A 16,257-nucleotide genomic window follows, 5' to 3' on the forward strand; every position below is an offset into this window, starting at 1 on the left:
CGACCACGATTCGGACATGAACGAGATGCCGGAAGAGATGACACTGTTCGACCTGCGAGTCGAGGTGTGCGAGATCAAGGGCCGCTCCGTGTGCGGCATGAAAGTGGGCGACTACTTCGAGGTGCGCAACAGCGATCAGTTGAGCCTCCCGGCTGGACAGCCGTTCTGCTACTGGGCAATTCAGTCGGTGCTGCCACTGCTCCCGGCGAAGATGCGTAAGTTGCCGGCCGGGGACTGGCTGGAGCAAGACTCCATCGCCTGCTGTCCGGATCCCGAGGAGGGCCTGCTGATGAAGATCAGTCGCATCGGGACCGTCACCTTGAAGACGTCGGATCTGACGTGAGCACGGAAATCGAGTTCGGTGTCGGCTTCGGTGGCACCCTTCCACCGTCGGAGTACCCGGCTTTGGCGGCACGCTTGGAGGAGCTCGGCTTCGACGTCGCCACCGTGTTCGGCGACCTGATGATGCAACCTCCGGCCATGGTCTTGGCGACCATGGCCGAGGCGACGAGCCAGATCCGGCTCGGAGTCGGCTGCTACACGCCGTGGACACTACACCCCGTCGAAATCGCCGGTCAGCTGGCGTATCTGGATCATGTCTCGAACGGTCGCGCGTTCATGGGCATCGTGCGCGGCGCGTGGCTCGATCAGCTCGGCCTGGACACTTCGAAGTCACTGGCGGCCGTCTCCGACACCGTCGCCATCGTGCGCATGCTGTTGTCCGGTTCCGGCGTCGGGTACGACGGCCGCGTGTACAGCGTCGCCCCGGGCACGATGCCGTTCTATCCGATTCTGCGTCAACATATTCCACTGATGGTAGGTACGTGGAGCCCGCGACTTTCTGAGTACGCCGGGGCGCATGCCGACCAGGTCCAGGTGGGCGGCTGCGCGAATCCCGCTATGGCACCGGTCATCCGTGAGTTCATCACCGCCGGCGAACAGTCAGCAGGACGGCCATCGGGCTCCGTCGACATCGTGCTGACCGCCGTGACCGTAGTCGACGAGGACGGTGACATTGCGCGGGCACGCGCACGCACGGAGGTGGCCCTGCCGTTTCAAGTCATCGCAGGCTTGGACCGCACCCTTGACGTCGATCCCGCGTTACTCGAGCGGATGTCCGTGTTGCTGCGTGCCCACGAATACGAAGCGGCGGGCAGGCTGATTCCGGACGATCTCCTCGACAAGTTCACCTTTGCCGGCACACCCGACGAGGTGGCGGCGCACGCGGCCGCGGTCTACGACGCGGGTGTCACGCGCATCGAATTCGACTCGCCCTTCGGCCTCACCCCGGCCAGCGGTGTCGAACTCCTGGGCACCCGGGTACTTCCCGCCCTTCGCAACGCCGGCTATCGGTCCAAGACATCCGATGTCGCGTAGTTCGGAGATCGGCATCGGCCTCGCCGGATCGCTTCATCCCGCGCAGTACCGCGATATCGCCGTCAACGCAGAGGATGCGGGGTTCGACGCCATCACGGTGTTCGGCGACCTGATGTTCACACCGCCCGCGGCGGTGTTGCACACCATGGCCAGCGTGACCCGGCGAGTCCGCCTCGGGGTAGCGGCGTACTCGCCGTGGACGCAGCATCCCGTCGAGATCGCAGTTCAAATCGCCTATCTCGACCTGCTCTCCAGCGGGCGTGCGTTCTACGGGCTGGTCCGCGGCGCCTGGTTGGACCAGTTGTCCATCACCCAGGCCAGAGCTATTCCGGCGATCAGAGACACCATCGCTATCGTGACCGCACTGCTCGGCGGTGACGAATCAGGCTATCGCGGTGAGGTGTTCGCGCTCGATGCCGGCACCCGGCTGCTCTTCGAACCGTATCGCCGGTACGTGCCTCTCCTCATCGGCTCATGGAGCCCGCGTTTGGCGAAGCTGGCCGGAACATTGGCCGACGAGCTCCAAGCCGGTGGCTGCGCCAACCCCGCGATGGTGTCGAAGCTGTCGGCCATGGCGGGTGCCGGTGATTCGAGTCAGCCTGGTATCTGCCTCAACGCCGTCGCCGTCGCCGTCGTCGATCACGATCGCGCCGCCGCGCGCGCCGCCGCCCGCGCCGCGGTAGCTCCGTACTTCGACGTGGTCGCACGCTTTGACCAAACCCTGGATCTCGACCCCGAACTCCTGTCTCGCGTGCGCCACCACTGCAGCACTGGGGATCACGTCGGCGCCGGCCGCCTCATCCCTGACGCCGTGTTGAGCCGATTCGCCTTCAGCGGCACGCCGGCCGAAGTGGCCGATCACGCCGCGGCGATCCTCGACGCGGGCGCTCAACGGGTCGAGTTCGACACTCCGTTCGGGCTCACCCCGGCTGCCGGCATCCAGCTGTTGTGCGACGAAGTCATCGGCCGGGTGCGCGCGGCGCTATGAGCATCACCGATAGAGTGCCCGCGATGTCGCGCGCCTACGGGTTTCTTTGCATGCCCCACCACCGGTTGCCGCAGTAGCATTCATCACGGATGATTCTACAAACGTAGAAATTAGAATCAGCGCTTCGACCTCAGGTGGTTCCCGTGCCCGATCCCTCACCTCACCCTCACACCACGCGCCGATCCGTCATCGTGGTCGGTGCCGGCTTCTCCGGCTTGATCGCGGCCCGCGAACTCGAAGCCGCCGGCGTCGACGTGACGGTCTTCGAAGCTCGCGAACGGATCGGCGGCCGAGCCTGGACCCACGAACGGCTGGGCGGCCATCCGCTGGAGATGGGCGCCACCTGGGTGCACTGGATGCAACCGTTCGTGTGGACCGAGATCACCCGTTACGGCCAGGAGATCTACCCCAGTCCCGACATCGACAACGCTTTCTGGGTGAGTGGCGACCAGGTGTTCGCTGGCACCGAGCACGATCTCGACACCGCTCTCACACCGTTGCAGGACAAGATCTTCGAGGGATCGCGCGAGTTCTTCCCCTATCCGCACCGACCGTTCGCCATTCTCGATGACGACTCGACCGATGCCGAGCTACGCGAACGCTTCCTGAAGGCCGACACCGGAAGTGTCCTGGACTGTCTGCGCAACGGAGAATTCAGCCAGGAACAGATCGACCTGGCCGACTCGTACTGGTCGGCGGCCTATCAGGGACCGACGTCGAGCGCCTCGCCGCTGATGGCCAAGCACTGGGCAGCGTTGAGCGATCACCGAAGCGCACTCATGGACGAGCAGACATTGCGCTTCAAGCTTGCCAACGGAATGCGCGGGCTCTACGAGGCGATCGCCGCCGACCTGCGCTGCGAAGTTCAGCTCGGAACTGCCGTCGACGGGGTCACCCACGATGAGACGGGCGTGCGCGTCACACTTGCCGACGGCACGATTCACAGCGCCGACGCCGCCATCGTCACCGTGCCGATCGGAGCCCTGAAGAACCTGGACTTCTCGCCCGCGCTGTCTGACGACCAGCAGCAGGTCGTGCGTGAGGGTTCCAACTCCATAGGGTTCAAGATCTGGATCAAGGTCGAAGGCCGCCGGTCGATCATCGCTGGCGCACCGGGCAACAATCCGATCTCCCTGATGCGCAGCGAAAAGTTCCTCGACGACGAGAATGCAACGATCTTGGTCGGATTCGGCTCCGATCACACCGCGATCGAGCTCGAGGACGTCGAATCCGCGCAAAGAGCTGTGGACGTGTGGCAGGCGGACCTGAAGGTCCTTGAGTGTGGCGGCCACGACTGGGTCGCCGACAAGTGGTCCGGGCAGACCTGGGCAACCCTGAAGTCCGGCCAATTCTTCTCCGGCTGGAACCTTTTCACGCATTCCGATACTCGGCTGAAGTTCGCCGGAGCAGACTACGCCAGCGGCTGGAACGGCGTGGTGGTCGACGGCGCCATCGAGTCGGGCATCACAACTGCCCGCTCACTCATCGCCGAGTTTCGCGCAGCGGGTTGACCGCTCACTCGGCAAGCCGGTCGGCGGGAAGCACCGGCCCGACTGAATTCGCTGACACGCCCACCCGTCAACGTCTCGAGGTCCGAGTTCGGACTCTACGGCGTGGCGTTTCTCCGTCGCCCTGCCGTCGTCGCGGAACGCGCACCGTCGATGATCTGCTCGATCATCGCCTCCTGCGCCGATGCCGACTCCGCATCCAGCACACCCGTCACCTGCATCCCGACCATCGATGTCATCAGCAGATTCGCATAGAGCGTTTCATCGATGTCTCCGATCTCGCCGTCCTCGCGCGCCTGCCGCAGACACGTGACCAGTTGAGCCCGCCACGTATTCAGCGCCTGTGCGTTGACCGAGGCCAAGTACGGATCGTTGAGCGCCCGCTGCCATAGCGATACGGCTATCCGCGCTTCGAGCAAGGTCTCTTCCGTTTGAGGCATGACCTCCCGGCACAGCCTACGTAGCGCGGCCAGACCGCGTCGGTGTCCGACGGACCGCTCGATCCTGGCGTTCGTCTGATTGAACACGTGCTCGAATGCTGCGCGCAGGATCTCGTTCTTGCCCGAGAAGTAGTGACTCAACGCTCCGTTGGTGTAGCCGGCTTCGCGTGCCAGGTCACGCATATTCGTCGCGTCGATACCGCGCGCAGCGATCAGCCGCCACGCTGCACCGACGATCGCGAGCCGCCGTTCGGCGTGATCGACCAGTCTCGGCATTGGCGTCCCGCCTTTCAGATTCCTCGTCCACGATAGCTTGGTCCTACGCGCGTTGAGTCACCCTGTGTGTACGACGACGACTCGAGCGCGTCCGGCGACGTAACCGCCGGCTTCCTGCGCCGCACGAGGAGGCAGGGGCACGATGCCGCTTCAGCCGCGCAGCAGCGTCATCAGCTCAGGCAGCCATGCGCGATCGGCGGGCACCCACGTCACGGCATCGAGGTCGTCGGCGCCGACCCAGCGCAGTGCACGGTGGTCATGCGGGTGCAGCGTCCCGCCGGCGCGGGTGACCAGATAGGCCCGCAGGGACATCGTCTGGCTCAATGCGACGTCGGCCCCGAGGCGGGCACCGACCGATACCTCGATGCCCAACTCCTCCACCAACTCTCGCCGCAGCGCCCCGGCATCTGTCTCGCCAGCGTTCACCTTCCCGCCGGGCAGCTCCCAACACCCGGCCAGCTCTGGCGGGCGGTCTCGCTGCGCGACGAGCAGCCGACCCTGCTCGATCAGCGCTCCGGCGACGACAACCAGCGTGGGCATGGTCATGAAGGTATCGGGGCCGGCGTACCGTCGACGGCATGGCCGTGTTGTCCGACGACGATGTCGATGCTGTCCTGCCCGAACTCGACGGTTGGGAGCGCTCCGACGGCGCCCTGCGCCGCAGCGTGGAATTCCCCGCATTTCTCGACGGGATCGACGCCGTCCGGCGGGTGGCCGAGCGCGCAGAAGCTGCCGACCATCATCCTGACATCGACATCCGATGGCGTACAGTGACTTTCGCTCTCATGACGCACTCCGAAGGCGGAATCACGGACAAGGACGTGGCGATGGCACGCGAGATCGACGGCCTCCTCGGCTAGCAATCCAGCCCAGCGTGGCCAGCGTCGCGACGATGTAGATCAGGCCCGCCCACGCCAGGTACCAGGGCCGTGAGATCTCCCAGATGGTCGGCTGGGCGAAGCTCAGCAGCCACGGCACGCCGATCAGCGTCAGCGCGAGCCACCCCCACCCGAGAACCCGGGCACCGCGCTGCGCGCGCAGCGGCCCGTGCAGCAGCCAGATCATCAGCGGGATCAGCCACACCCAGTGGTGCGTCCACGAGATCGGCGACAGCAGCAGCCCGAACAGCGACACGATCACGGTCGCGCCGAGCCGATCGTCGGCACCGCCGATCGCTCGCCAGGCCAGCACGGCCAGCACGGCCGTCACCGCGATGCCCGCCAGCACGACGGGACCGTAGCCGGCGTCATGGCCCAGGATGCGGGAGATGCCACCCCGCCAGGACTGGTTGAACGATGTGCCGATCGGGCCGACGCGCCGGGCGTCGCCCAGCAGGTCGGTGAAGTAGAACCGGGCCGGCTGCCCGATCACGAGCATCGACACGCCGATCGTCGCGAAGAACACCACCGCGGAGAACAGCGCCGTCGCCCAACGGCGCGCACCGGCGAAGTACAGGCCCGAGACCGCCGGGGTCAGCTTGATCCCCGCCGCGAGGCCGACCAGCAGCCCCGAGAGCCACCAGCGTGTGCTGCGCACCGCGAGCAGGATGGCCAGCACCAGAACGACATTGACCTGCCCGTAGTCGAAAGTGCTGCGCAGCGGCTCGGTCCAGATGCCGACCGCGGTCCACAGCATGGCGACACGCCGGTCGTCGGCCGCGCCCGGATCGGTCAGCAGTCCTTGGCTGACCCGGACGACACCGTAGAGCGCGGCCATGATCCCGATCGACCAGAGGAACGCCACCAGGCCGAAGGGCAGCAGGTGCAGCGGATAGAACACCACGGCCGCGAACGGCGGATAGGTGAACGGCAGCGGGAAGTCCGGCGTCTGATCCGCGTAGACGTAGTCGTAGAGGGTGCCGGGCCGGTCGATGGCGGCCGCCCCGCCGACGTAGACGTGCAGGTCGACGAAGTTCGCACCGTTGGGCAGCACATAAGTCCACGCCAGCCGGGCGCCGATGCTCAGGATCAGCAGCACGGGTGCCGCGGCGGACAGCCGGGCTGCCCACCGTGAGCGCGTGGCCGCCTCGATGGTGTCTATGGCAGCGACTCTATCGATGAGGCCGCTCGGTCACCGTCTGCCTTCACGTCCGTAACGGTTGAATAAATGCCACTCATGTCACTTGAGTAACTCTAGTAACAGGCTAGCTTCGGGTTCAGGCGTGCCACTACACCGATTGGGAGACCTGATGAACCGCACCCGGAAACTGTTCGCCACCACGATGATTGCCGCGGCAGGAGCAGTGACGGCTGCTGTCACCCTCAGCGCGGGAGCCTCTGCCCAACCGGCTCCTGCCCCCGCTCCGGCGCCGGCTCCGGCCGTGCCCGGACTGTCGTTCCTGCAGCAAATCGCCGCCAACCCCGCTGCGGCGACGCAGCTCATGCAGGGTTTCACCAACCTGATGGGCACCGCGCCGGCCGCCGCCACCGCACCGCTGGCCCCCGCCCCCGGCGCCACCGCGTCGCTGACGCTGCCGCCGAGCGTCAACGCCCTGCCCGGTGCCGTCGCCGCGCTGCCGGAGACGCTGCCTGCAGCCATGCCGACGGTGACCGCGACCCCCGGCACCGTGCCGGCCGGCAACACCACCACCGTCCCGCCGGTCAACACGCCGGCCGCCGCCTCGCCGCTGTCGGGTCTGACCGACGTCCTCGGCGCGCCCGGCAGCCTGGCCTCGCTGCTGCCGGGCGGATCCCCGCTGGCCAGCTTGCTGCCCACCGGCGGCGCCGCCGCGACACCGGCAGCGCCCGCTGCACCGGCGGCTCCCGTCGCGGCACCGCTGCTCTCAGCGCTGCCCTGACACCGATAACCCGATAACCGCCCATCCGACACGAGGGGAACCATGTCAACGATCAGGACGATGCTCACCACCGCTCTGGCGGTGAGTTCATCGACCGCGTTGCTGGCGGTCGGCGTGACCGGCGTCGCTCACGCCGACCCGGTGGCGCCGCTGCCGATCGACGGGCTCACCGCACCGGGCCTGCCCGCGGTGCAGAGCCTCGGGCCGGTGATTCAGCAGGCCGCCGCGGACCCGTCGAATGCGGCGTCGATGTTGATGGCCGCTGCCGCTGTGTTCGCCGGTGACGCCGCGGCACCGGCACCGTCGAAGGATGTCGCCTCGGCGGTCAACCAGTTCGTGCAGCCCGTCGCTCACGTTCCGGCGACGGGGGCGGTACCCGGCACCGAGGCCCACCTTCCGGCAGGCGTCAACCCGGAGTTCGCCGTGGGGCCGGCTCCCGACGCCGCGCCAGAGGTGGCCCACATGGTGACGCCGCAGGCGGCGCTGCCCGGGCCCGCTCCGGACGCCGCGCCCGCGCCGGCTCCAGACCCAGCCGCACAGCCCGTCGCCGCGACGACTCCGGGTGGCGGCGCGTTCGGCCCGAACACCCCGGTGACACAGGACTTCCTGTATCCGTCGATCAGCAACGGCTGCCTCGCCGACGGCGGCAACGTGTTGGCGACGGCCATCTCGGTGGCGGGCCCGGCAGCGATCCCGCTCCCCGGCCCCGGACCGGGCCAGACGGCCTATGTGTTCACCGCGGTCGGCACACCCGGGCCTGCCGCCGAGCAGAAACTGCCGCTGAACGCCACGTGGGTGAACCTCACCACGGGTAAGTCGGGCAGCGTCACGCTCAAGCCCCGGCCGGACATGAACCCCCAGGGCCCGACGACGCTGACGGCCATCGCCGACACCGGCTCGGGCAGCATCATGTCGACGATCTTCGGCCAGGTCACCACGACCGAAAAGCAGTGCCAGTTCATGCCGACGATCGGCTCGACCGTCGTCCCCTGACCTGGCTCCCCCAACCGCGAAGATGCATCCTCGGTAGCGGCAACGACGCCGCGACTACCGACGATGCACCTTCGTTGTGTGGTCAGTAGGCCATGAACAGAATGGCGTCGCGATCGTAGTCACGGCCGGGGTGCACCTCGGACAGATGCTCCTTGGCCTTCTCGACCAGATCGTCCTCGTCTTTGCCCTGAATCGCCTCGCCGCACGGGCAGCTCAAGTGAGTCTTCATGACTTCACAATGGCACACGCGGACACCGAAGAGGTGCTGAGTCCGACACGCTCCGACGGCGTGCCCTTCACCAGCAACGGCGCACCCGTGAGACCGTGAAGAGGTGTCGGTGACGCTGGGGTACGCGACGGCGGGTCGGCCGTCGGCAGACCTCGCCGAGCAACTCGCCGAGCTCGCCGCATCGGGGGTCGACTCGCGGCGCATCTTCACCGATCGGGCAGCCGGCTCGGCCGACAAGGTACGGCCCGGATTGCTGGCACTGCAGAGCTACGCCCGCCCCGGAGATGTCGTCGTGGTGGTGAGCCTGGACCGGCTGGGCCGCTCGGCAGCCGAAGTGGCTCAGATCGTGGCCGACCTGACCAGCCGCGCAATCACGGTGCGCTGCTTGGCCAACGGCCTGGACACAGCGAGCGCTACGGGTCGCGCGGTCGCCGAGGTGCTCACAGAACTCGCCGTCCTCGACAGCGAGACTGCGCACAGATCGTGACGCGGGGCCATCCGGCGATCTCCCCGCAGTCTCGGCGCCCGAATCAGGCCTTGGCCGCCTTCGCTTCCTTGCTCTTGGCCTTCATCTCCTTCTTGTAGGAGCGCACCTTCTGCAGCGTGCCGGCATCCTTCACATCGGCCACCGACATGTGGCTACCGGCCTTGCCGTAGTCACCGGCCGCCGCACGCCAGCCTGACGGCGTCACCCCGTACTGCTTGCCGAGCAGGGCGAGGAAGATCTTGGCCTTCTGCTCACCGAAGCCGGGCAGTGCCTTGAGCCGGCGCAGCACCGTCGCGCCGTCGGCGCCGTCGGACCACAACGCTGTCACGTCGCCGCCGTACTCGTCGACGACGACCTGCGCGAGCGCCTGCACCCGCTTGGCCATGGACCCCGGAAACCGGTGTACCGCAGGGGTTTGCGCACACAGCGCGGCGAACAGCTCGGGGTCGTGGTCGGCGATGGCCGCAGCGTCGAAGCCGCCCATGCGATCGGCGATCTTCTTCGGCCCGGCGAACGCCACCTCCATCGGGATCTGCTGATCGAGCAGCATGCCGACCAGCAGCGCGAGGGGGTTCTCATCGAGAAGGGCATCGGCATCTGCGTCCTGCGCGAGGCACAACGTCACGGTCATGGCAGCAGCTTAGGCGGGCCGGCCCGACGGACGAAGCGCAGAACGTGTGAGACGTCGATCGTCGGGTAGTTGCGCGCCATGGCATATCAAGTGACGGAAGTACAGAAGTATCTCAAGGGTTTCGACTATCCCGGGACGCCGCAGCAGCTGGCCGAGCATGCGAAGAACAACGGTGCCGACGACGACCTGGTGCAGACCCTCGCCAACCTGAAGAAAGACAGCTTCGACGGCCCCAGCGCAGTGATGAAGGAACTGGGCGCCGAGAACGAACTCGGCGGCAGCGACTAGCCCGGCGGGGTCGCGCGCTCGGCTGCCACATGGCGGTCGATTCGTGCGGCCACGGCCGCTCCGCCGTCTTCCCGCGCGACGGCGTCCCGGACTGTGTCGACCTTGTCGTCGGGGATGTTCGGCGGAAGCAGCGGGATGTCGGCGTCGACGACGGCCTCGATGAGGGTGGGCCGGTCGGCGGCGAATGCGGCGCGCCAGGCGTCGGCGGCCTGAGCTGACTTGTCGATGCGAATGCCGGCCACCCCGAGCATGTCCGCGTACCGGGCGTAAGGGAAGTCGGGGACCTGCTGGGACGCGGGATAGCGCGGGTCGCCTTCCATCTCGCGTTGCTCCCAGCTGACCTCGGCGAGGTCGCGGTTGTGCAGCACGAGGACGACGAACCGCGGGTCAGTCCACCCCCGCCAGCGGTGCGCGACGGTGATCAATTCGAGCAGCCCGTTCATCTGCATCGCGCCATCACCGATGAGCGCGACGACCGGACGATCAGGTGCGTCGAGTTTGGCAGCGATGCCGTAGGGCATGGCGCACCCCATCGAAGCGAGATAACCCGACACGTGCGCAGGCACGCCCCGGGGCAGGCGCACGTGTTTGGCATACCAATAGGTCGACGACCCGACGTCTACGGCAAGGCGCGCGTCGGCCGGTAGGTGCTCGTTGAGCGCCGCCACCACGGATTCCGGGTTCGCGTGGTCACCCGTGTCGTCGACGTTGCGCGCGGCGACGGCCTTCCACCGCTCGACGTAGGCCGCGACGGTGTCCGACCAGCCGACGTCGCCATCGCCGTCGAGCAGCGGCAGCAACTGGCTCAGCGTGGTCGCGGCGTCACCGACGATGCCGACGTCGACGGGAAATTTTGCGCCCAGAACCCTGGGATCGGTGTCGATCTGAACGGCGCGGACCTGCCCGGGAGGCGGGTAGAACTCCGTCCATGGATCGTTGCAGCCGACGATCAGCAGCGTGTCGCAATTCGCCATCAAATCGGCGCTGGCAGTGGTGCCGAGATGGCCCATGACGCCGGTGTGCCACGGTGCGTTCTCGTCGAGAACGGGTTTGCCGAGCAGTGACGCAGTGACACCAGCACCGAGAGTCGTCGCGATCTGGGTGATCTCCTCAGCGCTGCCGGCTGCGCCGCGGCCGACCAGCAAGGCGACTCGGCGGCCGGCATTGAGCACCTGCGCGGCTTCCTTCACACGATCGGGCGCGGGAACGATACGGCGGTAGTCGATCACGGCCGACGACGGGACGATGCCGTGACTATGCGGAAGTTGCTGTGGCATAGCCTCTTTCTGGACATCGTGGGGGACGATGAGGCAGGTCGGTGTCGACGTCGCGATGGCGGTCCGCATCGCGTTGTCCAGAGCCATCTGCAGTTGCTCGGGGCTGAGGATCGTTTGGACGAATTGGCCGCACACGTCTTTGAAGAGCGGGTGCAGGTCCACCTCTTGGAGATAACCGCTACCGAGAGCGGTGGAGACCACCTGGCCGACGATGGCGACGACGGGCCGGCGATCGAGTTTGGCGTCGTAGAGCCCGGCGAGCAGGTGGATAGCGCCAGGGCCCTGGGTGGCCAGGCACACGCCGACTTCGCCGGTGTACTTGGCGTGGCCGCAGGCCATGAACGCGGCCATCTCCTCGTGGCGAGCCGAGACGAACTCAGGTGTGCCGTCGGCCCGATGCAAGGCCGCGAGGATGGGGTCGATGCCGTCACCCGCGTAACCGAAGACGCGCTCGACGCCCCATTCGCGGAGGCGGTCGACAATTCCGTCAGCGACGAGTGAGCTCATCCGGCCCGGCTACCCGACAGACATCGCCCCAACCGCCGGCCATCCGCTTTCGCAGCCTCTGCCGAACAGTTCAGTGTTCGTTTTCCTGCGAGGCGGAGACGCAGTCACATATCCTGCGTTTTTGCTACCAGGGGGATTTCAGCATGAAAAGAGTTGTTGCGGTGGTGGCTGCAATTGGCTTTGCCGTCGGCGCCGGCATTGCGGGTGCGGGGCCGGCGTCGGCACAGTCGTGGACGATGCCGAACCTCATCGGCAAGGACCTGCAGGGAGCACAGGATGAGATCCAGTCCGTCTCCGACGGGAAGGTGTGGTTCTCCGGCTCTACGGACCTGACGGGTCAGGGACGCGCTCAGATTCTGGATCGCGCGTGGGTGGTCTGCACATCGACGCCACCTCCCGGTTCGTCTTTCACCACGACGACCGAGATCAATTTCGGTGTGGTCAAGAAAGACATCGAGACCTGTCCCTGACGTGACCACGACGAGGAGAAGTTCATGAGGCGCATCGTCATCGCGTTCGTCGCTGCAACAGTCACCGCACTCTCGCTCGCGGGTACCGCGCAGGCGATCCCGGATCAGGGCACGCCGGCTTTCGACGCCTATCTGCAAGGTCTGCAGCGCAACGGCTACAACCTCAACCCCGATACCGCGTGGCGCGTCGCGCATCAGGCGTGCATCGGTGGCATCCCCGGATACATCGGGCTCGAACTCGCCGCCCAGGGGGTAATCGGCCCGGGTGCGCAGGAGCGGGTCTTCGACGTCGCCCGCAAATACGCGTGCCCCGTTCAGTGACGCGCCCCGCGCGGTAGCCGGCCCTCCAGACGCCCCGGCTTACCATCGACAACTGAACATCCGGCGAGGAGCGTGAACCCATGTCCGGCCAGCTCGCGATCGCCCTGACCGCCGCGCTCATCGTCATCGCGGTGGCGGCGGTCGTGCTGGCGCTACGGACCCGACGGGTGGTCGCGACGCCGACGGAGCGAGCCGTGCACGCCGCGCTGCACACCGCCTCGCTCGCGGCCCGCGCGCTGCGGCAGGGCCTGACGCCGGACTCCGCGCGGGAGGCCGCACCGTTCCTGCGGGAGCTCACCGGCACCGACCGGCTCGCCCTATTCGACGGCACCGGCAAGCAGCTGGCCTGTGATCCCGACGATGCGTGGGACGCCGACGTGCGCGACACCTGCGCCACGGCGGCACGAGAATCCCTTCAGGGTCAGCGCCGCGTGATGGGGCATGCCCCGACGTCGGGGTCGTCGCTCAACCGCTGCTGGCCGACGCCGGCGACGTGCTCGGTGTCCTGGTGGTCGTGACGACGCGCTCCCCCGGTCCGGGTCTGCTGGGCGCCGTCGGTGAGGTGGCCCGCTATGCCGCGAGTCAGATCGAGCTCGCCGAACTCGACGCCTCGCGCGCCCGTCTCGACCGCGCCGAGGTACTGGCGTTGCGTGCCCAGATCAGCCCGCACTTCCTCTACAACTCGCTCAATACCATCGCCTCGTTCGTGCGCACCGATCCCGATCGCGCCCGCGAGCTCGTCCTCGAGTTCGCCGACTTCACCCGCTACTCCTTCCGCGCGGCCGGGCAGTTCACCACCCTGGCCGAGGAACTGCGCAACATCGACCGCTACCTGACGTTGGAGCGGGCCCGCTTCGGTGACGCGCTGCGGGTGACGCTGCAGGTGGCGCCTGAGGTGCTCACCGTGACGGTGCCCTTCCTCGCGCTACAACCGTTGGTGGAGAACGCCGTTCGGCACGGCTTCGCGGGTCGGGGCAGCGGTTCCATCGAGTTGATCGCGCGCGACGAGGGGTCCGACTGCATCATCTCGGTCGAGGACGACGGTGTGGGCATGGATCCCGAGGCGCTGCGGGCCGGGCCGGGCGACGCGCTGTCGGCCGGCGACCCCGACGGCGCCTCGGCGCACGTCGGGTTGACCAATGTCGACCATCGACTGCGCGCGGCCTTCGGCAACGATTACGGTCTGGTGGTCGAGACAGCGATCGGCGCCGGCACCAAGGTGATCATGCGGGTACCCAAGTTCCGAACCGGCGTGCGGGCCGACGGAGGGACGTACGGGATGGGCCAAAATGGGTAGGCGTGTGTAGGCAGTGAGCAGATCACTCACCGTCCTCGCGGTCGACGACGAGGTCCCCGCTCTCGACGAGGTCGCCTTCCTGCTGAGCCGCCACGCCGACATCGGCGAGGTCATCCGTGCCGGCGACGCGACCTCGGCGTTACGGGAACTCAATCACCGTCGCATCGACGCGGTGTTCCTGGACATCAACATGCCCGGCCTGTCGGGCATCGAACTGGCCGGCGTCCTCGCGCATTACGCGCAGCGGCCGGCCATCGTGTTCGTCACTGCCCACGAGGACAAGGCCGTCGCCGCGTTCGACCTCGGCGCGGTCGACTATCTTCTCAAGCCGATCCGCGAGGACCGTCTCGACGAAGCGATCCGCCGCGTCGTCACCTCCCGGCCGGCCGACGCTCCCACTGAACGCGACGACGTCGACTCGGACGTGGTCCCCGCCGAACTCGCCGGCGTCACCCACCTCATCCCCCGCGACACCATCAGCTGGGTGGAGGCCGAGGGCGACTACGCCCGCCTGCATTCGGCCTCCGGGGCACATCTTGTCCGCATCCCGCTGAGCACACTCGAGAACCGTTGGGGCGAGCACGGTTTCCAACGGGTGCACCGGTCCTATCTGGTCGCGCTGCCGTTCGTGACGGGCTTGCGCACCGCCGACGGTGCGGTCCTGGTGCGGCTGCGCGAGAACGGCGCGTCACCGGCGGTGGAACTGCCCGTCAGCCGGCGTCAGGCGCGCGAACTGCGTGACCGGGTGGTGCGCACCCCGATGCGCAGCCTGCGCCCCGGTGGGGGCAGCGATGAGTGACCGCCCCCAGCGGCAACGGGTGGTGCTCGCCCACCGCCGCGGCGCCCGCATGGTGCGCACCCGCGTCGAGGTGCAGGAGCAGACCCAGGTGGGCGACGCGCTGGTGCGTGGACTGGTGCGCGCGCAGCTCGGGCTGGCGCTGCGACTCGGAGCGGTGGTGGTGTGCCTCGTCGGCGCAATCCCGGTGCTGAGCGCGCTGTTCCCGGGCCTGGGCGCGGTGACGGTGTTCGGGCTTCGGCTGAACTGGCTGGTGCTGGCGGGGCTGGTGTATCCGCTGCTGTACGGCATTGGCTGGGCCTATGTGCGGCTCGCCGAACAGGGCGAGCGGGACTTCATCGGCGTGGTGGACGCCGAACCGTGACCGGTTCACCGTTGACCGCCGCCGCGCTGCTGGCCGCGGCCGGTGCCACGATCGCGATCGGCGCGTACGGAGTTCGCTTCTCCCGCACCACGTCCGACTTCCTCGTCGCGTCTCGCACGGTCGGGTCGCGATGGAATGCCGCCGCGATCTCGGGCGAATATCTCTCGGCTGCTTCGTTTCTCGGCGTCGCCGGGTTGATCGCCAAGTACGGCGCGGACGCGCTGTGGTATCCGGTCGGTTTCACAGCCGGCTACCTCGGGCTGCTGCTGTTCGTCGCCGCGCCGCTGCGTCGTTCAGGGGCCTACACCGTCCCCGACTTCGCCGAGTTCCGGCTCGGCTCGCAGCGGTTGCGCAAGGTCGCGATGCTCGTCGTGGTGGTCATCTGCATCTTCTATCTGGTACCGCAGTACCAGGGCGCAGGGCTGACGCTGAGCACACTGCTCGGCACGCCGGTGTGGTTGGGGCCGTTGGCTGTCGGCGCAATCGTGCTGACCAACGTGGTGGCCGGCGGCATGCGCTCGATCACGTTCGTGCAGGCGTTCCAGTACTGGCTGAAGCTGACCGCGGTGGCGATTCCCGCGCTCGCGCTGGCCGGGCTGTTCCTCGGCGACCGGGGCGGCGAGCTCGGCGGCCCGTTGCCCCCGACCGTCGCGCAGGACACCACGGTGGCGATCGAGACCGACGTGGTGGTCCAGGTGGTCGCACCCGAGGGCGTCACCGTCAGCGGCACGCTCGACGGACAGCCGGTGGCCGACGCACCCGTCGGTGCCGCGGGCCGGCACACCCTCGGCGCGGGCAGCACGCTGCGGCTCGCCTCCGGCGCCGCCACCCCGGTGCTCGCCGGCACTCCCGCCGCCGGGGCCGACTGGATCGCCTCGGGAGGTGGCCTGGGCGGCGCCCACCCGATGTACCAGGTGGTCTCGATCATGGTGGCGACGTTCCTGGGCACCATGGGATTGCCGCATGTGCTGGTGCGCTTCTACACCAATCCCGACGGCAGGGCGGCGCGGCGCACGGCGCTGGCGGTCATCGCGCTGCTGGCGCTGTTCTATCTGTTCCCGACGCTGTTGGGCGTGTTCTCCCGGCTCTACGTGCCGCAACTGCTGATCACCGGGACCGCGGATGCGGCGGTGCTGCTGGCGCCGGGGTCGGCGGTCGGGGGGGCGGCGGGGGAGCTGGTGGGGGGGGCGGGGGGCGCGGGGGGCGTCGCC

General features: G+C 67.9%; 20 protein-coding genes and 1 pseudogene. 15 read left to right on the top strand and 6 right to left on the bottom strand.

What is annotated here, in order from left to right; genetic code table 11:
- The first annotated feature begins 16 nt into the window (after positions 1–16).
- The 4 genes from DMB80_RS20305 (at position 17) to DMB80_RS20320 (ending at position 3,876) form a co-directional block, all read left to right on the top strand.
- The gene (locus DMB80_RS20305) at positions 17–343 is read left to right on the top strand and encodes a TIGR04076 family protein (RefSeq protein WP_111511538.1); all 327 of its coding nucleotides are present in this window, start codon (positions 17–19) and stop codon (positions 341–343) included.
- Positions 340–1,377: an LLM class flavin-dependent oxidoreductase gene (locus tag DMB80_RS20310; RefSeq protein WP_162938642.1), complete on the top strand. Its 1,038-nt coding sequence runs from the start codon at positions 340–342 to the stop codon at positions 1,375–1,377. The genes DMB80_RS20305 and DMB80_RS20310 overlap by 4 nt, the downstream gene beginning before the upstream one ends.
- Complete coding sequence (locus DMB80_RS20315) at positions 1,367–2,365, top strand: LLM class flavin-dependent oxidoreductase (protein ID WP_111511521.1); 999 nt, start codon at positions 1,367–1,369, stop codon at positions 2,363–2,365. The genes DMB80_RS20310 and DMB80_RS20315 overlap by 11 nt, the downstream gene beginning before the upstream one ends.
- 143 nt (positions 2,366–2,508) lie before the next feature.
- The gene (locus DMB80_RS20320) at positions 2,509–3,876 is read left to right on the top strand and encodes an NAD(P)/FAD-dependent oxidoreductase (protein ID WP_240431296.1); all 1,368 of its coding nucleotides are present in this window, start codon (positions 2,509–2,511) and stop codon (positions 3,874–3,876) included.
- Positions 3,877–3,971: 95 nt separating this feature from the next.
- Here the strand turns inward: DMB80_RS20320 and DMB80_RS20325 are convergent, their stop codons facing one another.
- A complete protein-coding gene (locus DMB80_RS20325; protein ID WP_111511523.1) occupies positions 3,972–4,589 on the bottom strand; it encodes a TetR/AcrR family transcriptional regulator in 618 nt (205 codons plus the stop codon).
- 150 nt (positions 4,590–4,739) lie between these two features.
- On the bottom strand, positions 4,740–5,129 hold the full coding sequence (locus DMB80_RS20330) for a (deoxy)nucleoside triphosphate pyrophosphohydrolase (protein WP_111511539.1): 390 nt from the start codon (positions 5,127–5,129) through the stop codon (positions 4,740–4,742).
- Positions 5,130–5,167: 38 nt separating this feature from the next.
- Here DMB80_RS20330 and DMB80_RS20335 point away from each other — a divergent pair, with 38 nt between their 5' ends.
- Positions 5,168–5,449, top strand: a complete 282-nt coding sequence (locus DMB80_RS20335; protein ID WP_111511524.1) for a 4a-hydroxytetrahydrobiopterin dehydratase — start codon at positions 5,168–5,170, stop codon at positions 5,447–5,449.
- Here the strand turns inward: DMB80_RS20335 and DMB80_RS20340 are convergent.
- Positions 5,397–6,629 carry a mannosyltransferase gene (locus DMB80_RS20340; RefSeq protein WP_240431301.1) on the bottom strand — a complete coding sequence of 411 codons (1,233 nt, stop codon included), beginning with the start codon at positions 6,627–6,629 and terminating at the stop codon, positions 5,397–5,399. The two genes, DMB80_RS20335 and DMB80_RS20340, sit on opposite strands and share 53 nt — an antisense overlap.
- A gap of 148 nt (positions 6,630–6,777) precedes the next feature.
- On the opposite strand from DMB80_RS20340, the gene DMB80_RS20345 reads away from it, so the two are divergent.
- Positions 6,778–7,386 carry a hypothetical protein gene (locus DMB80_RS20345; RefSeq protein ID WP_111511526.1) on the top strand — a complete coding sequence of 203 codons (609 nt, stop codon included), beginning with the start codon at positions 6,778–6,780 and terminating at the stop codon, positions 7,384–7,386.
- A 42-nt stretch (positions 7,387–7,428) separates the two neighbouring features.
- Positions 7,429–8,379 carry an Rv1157c family protein gene (locus DMB80_RS20350; RefSeq protein WP_111511527.1) on the top strand — a complete coding sequence of 317 codons (951 nt, stop codon included), beginning with the start codon at positions 7,429–7,431 and terminating at the stop codon, positions 8,377–8,379.
- Positions 8,380–8,461: 82 nt separating this feature from the next.
- On the opposite strand, the gene DMB80_RS20355 is transcribed toward DMB80_RS20350, so the two are convergent.
- Complete coding sequence (locus DMB80_RS20355; RefSeq protein WP_073685206.1) at positions 8,462–8,608, bottom strand: DUF1059 domain-containing protein; 147 nt, start codon at positions 8,606–8,608, stop codon at positions 8,462–8,464.
- A gap of 103 nt (positions 8,609–8,711) precedes the next feature.
- Here DMB80_RS20355 and DMB80_RS20360 point away from each other — a divergent pair, with 103 nt between their 5' ends.
- Positions 8,712–9,095, top strand: coding sequence for a recombinase family protein (locus tag DMB80_RS20360; protein ID WP_111511528.1), 384 nt, complete (start codon positions 8,712–8,714; stop codon positions 9,093–9,095).
- Between the two features lie 43 nt (positions 9,096–9,138).
- Here DMB80_RS20360 and DMB80_RS20365 read toward each other — a convergent pair whose 3' ends face one another.
- Complete coding sequence (locus DMB80_RS20365; RefSeq protein ID WP_111511529.1) at positions 9,139–9,726, bottom strand: HhH-GPD-type base excision DNA repair protein; 588 nt, start codon at positions 9,724–9,726, stop codon at positions 9,139–9,141.
- Between the two features lie 78 nt (positions 9,727–9,804).
- Between DMB80_RS20365 and DMB80_RS20370 the strand changes: the two genes are divergently transcribed.
- Positions 9,805–10,014 carry a DUF2795 domain-containing protein gene (locus DMB80_RS20370; RefSeq protein WP_111511530.1) on the top strand — a complete coding sequence of 70 codons (210 nt, stop codon included), beginning with the start codon at positions 9,805–9,807 and terminating at the stop codon, positions 10,012–10,014.
- Here DMB80_RS20370 and DMB80_RS20375 read toward each other — a convergent pair.
- Entirely contained in the window at positions 10,011–11,798 is a 1,788-nt protein-coding gene (locus DMB80_RS20375) for a thiamine pyrophosphate-requiring protein (RefSeq protein ID WP_111511531.1), read from the bottom strand. The genes DMB80_RS20370 and DMB80_RS20375 overlap by 4 nt on opposite strands.
- On the opposite strand from DMB80_RS20375, the gene DMB80_RS28695 reads away from it, so the two are divergent.
- The 6 genes and pseudogenes from DMB80_RS28695 to DMB80_RS20405 all read left to right on the top strand — a co-directional run.
- Complete coding sequence (locus DMB80_RS28695) at positions 11,789–12,268, top strand: hypothetical protein (protein WP_240431297.1); 480 nt, start codon at positions 11,789–11,791, stop codon at positions 12,266–12,268. The two genes, DMB80_RS20375 and DMB80_RS28695, sit on opposite strands and share 10 nt — an antisense overlap.
- A gap of 24 nt (positions 12,269–12,292) precedes the next feature.
- A complete protein-coding gene (locus DMB80_RS20385; RefSeq protein WP_111511533.1) occupies positions 12,293–12,589 on the top strand; it encodes a DUF732 domain-containing protein in 297 nt (98 codons plus the stop codon).
- Between the two features lie 80 nt (positions 12,590–12,669).
- Positions 12,670–13,886 (top strand): annotated as a pseudogene (locus DMB80_RS20390) (sensor histidine kinase).
- Positions 13,887–13,899: 13 nt separating this feature from the next.
- The gene (locus DMB80_RS20395) at positions 13,900–14,685 is read left to right on the top strand and encodes a LytR/AlgR family response regulator transcription factor (RefSeq protein ID WP_111511534.1); all 786 of its coding nucleotides are present in this window, start codon (positions 13,900–13,902) and stop codon (positions 14,683–14,685) included.
- A complete protein-coding gene (locus DMB80_RS20400) occupies positions 14,678–15,046 on the top strand; it encodes a DUF485 domain-containing protein (RefSeq protein ID WP_111511535.1) in 369 nt (122 codons plus the stop codon). Before DMB80_RS20395 ends, DMB80_RS20400 begins: the two co-directional genes overlap by 8 nt.
- Positions 15,043–16,257: sodium:solute symporter family transporter (locus DMB80_RS20405; protein WP_111511536.1), on the top strand; the 1,215-nt coding region annotated here is incomplete at its 3' end. The genes DMB80_RS20400 and DMB80_RS20405, both read left to right, overlap by 4 nt.

The organism is Mycobacterium kyogaense, assembly GCF_003254575.1.
Lineage (GTDB): Bacteria > Actinomycetota > Actinomycetes > Mycobacteriales > Mycobacteriaceae > Mycobacterium > Mycobacterium kyogaense.